Genomic DNA, 1889 nt, shown 5'->3' with positions numbered 1-1889 from the left:
GACCGACACGGAGGTCCACGCCGGCGCCGCGGCCGTCGGAGCCTTGGCCGCCCTCGAGGACGTGGACGTAGTCGTCGCGGCCATCGTCGGCGCCGCCGGTCTTCAGCCGACGCTCGCCGCCGCTCGGAAGGGCAAGACGATCGCGCTCGCCAACAAGGAGTCGCTCGTCGTCGCCGGTGCCCTCGTCGAACGCGCGTGTCTCGCCTCGGGCGCCGTCGTGATCCCCGTCGACTCGGAGCACTCGGCTCTTTTTCAATGCTTGGTCGGTGAGCCGCCAGGCTCGATCGAGAAGCTGATCTTGACGGCCTCGGGCGGTCCGTTCAGAGACCGGGACGCGTCGACGTTCTCGTCGATCACGCCCGCAGAGGCCGTCGCCCACCCCAACTGGTCGATGGGCGCCAAGATCTCGGTCGACTCGGCGACGATGATGAACAAGGGGCTCGAGGTTATCGAGGCCCGCTGGCTGTTCGACGTTCCGTCCGAGCGCATCGAGGTCGTGGTCCACCCGGAGTCCGTCGTCCACTCGGTCGTCGAGTTCGTCGACGGCTCGTCGAAGGCCCAAGTCGGCCCGCCCGACATGCGCGTCCCGATCCAGGTCGCGCTCAGCTACCCCGAGCGATGGCCTGCGAGGCATCCTCGGCTCGACTGGGAACACGCCGGTCCGCTCACGTTCCAAGCGGCCGACCCCGATCGCTTCCCGTGCCTCGGGCTCGCCTACGACGCCCTCGAGGGCGGAGACGGGGCGACGGCCGCACTCAACGCGGCCAACGAGGTCGCTGTCGCTCACTTCCTGTCGGGCGACATCCGTTTTACCGACATTCCCCGACTCGTCGAGGCCGGCCTGCGCGCCGCCCGACCCGCGGATACGCTCGACGGCCTGCTCGCCGTTGACGCTGCCGCCCGCCGCGCCGCCGAGGCGCGTGCTTACCAAACAGCCTAAGGGCTCACGACTTTATGGAGGCCATTTTCGACTCGCTCTCGTACTTCCTGTGGGTGGCGTTGGCGCTCGGCGTGCTCGTGTTCGTGCACGAGCTCGGCCACTTTCTCGCCGCCCGGCTGTTCGGGATGCGGGTCGACGCCTTCTCGATCGGCTTCCCGCCGAACCTGTTCAAGAAGAAGTCCGGCGACACCGAGTACCGAGTCGGGGCGATCCCTCTCGGCGGCTACGTCAGCATCGCGGGGATGGTGGACGAGCGGATGGACGAGGAAGGGCTGAGCAGCGAGCCGGCGCCGGACGAGTACCGGTCGAAGCCGGTCTGGCAGCGGAGCATCGTGATCTCGGGCGGGGTCATCTTCAACTTCATCTTCGCGATCATCCTGTTCGCGGCGCTTGGGATGGTCTACGGACAGTCCTACACGCCGGCCGAGAACGTCCCGCTCGAGATCTCCGACAACTCGCTCGCCGCCGAAATGGGGCTCGAGACTGGCGACCGAATCGTCGGCGTGAACGGGGAGTCCGTCGAACGCTTCGAGGCCGTGTTCACGCCCGAGACGATCGGGGCGTCCCCGTTCCGCCTGACCGTCCTGCGCGCCGGCGAGCGCGTCGACCTCGAGGCCGAGGACGGGCTGTTCTCCAAGCTGTCGCGACGAGCGACCGAGCTGGACCGGTCCGGCGAGGACCCGTCGCTCGACACCGTCTTTGGAGCGACCCCTCGCTTCCCGCCCGTAATCGCCACCGTCGCTCCAGGATCGGCCGCTGACGAGGCGGGACTGCAACCCGGCGACCTGATCCTCTCGATCGGCGGTGACGAAACGTCTTCGTGGGACGCGCTCATCCAGCAGGTCGCCGCATCGGAGGGCCGGCCCGTCGTGGTCCGCTGGGCTCGCGCCGACTCTCTCGGACCCGCGGGCGACGGCGCCCAGGTCGCCGAGCGCAGAGGCGCGGCGAC

2 protein-coding genes are annotated in these 1889 nt (G+C 69.0%); both read left to right on the top strand.

The genetic code is table 11. The annotated features are described in order from the left end of the window. The coding region (dxr, locus tag WBA11_RS03475; RefSeq protein WP_424519332.1) for a 1-deoxy-D-xylulose-5-phosphate reductoisomerase at positions 1 to 940 on the top strand (940 nt) is incomplete at its 5' end. Between the two features lie 14 nt (positions 941 to 954). Next, positions 955 to 1889, top strand: a 935-nt coding sequence (gene rseP / locus WBA11_RS03470; protein WP_424519331.1) for an RIP metalloprotease RseP, incomplete at its 3' end; no start/stop codon positions are given.

The organism is Rubrivirga sp. (assembly GCF_049648075.1).
Lineage (GTDB): Bacteria > Bacteroidota > Rhodothermia > Rhodothermales > Rubricoccaceae > Rubrivirga.
The sequence above is the reverse complement of the archived record's forward strand: the minus strand, read 5'-3'. Positions and strand labels throughout refer to the sequence as shown.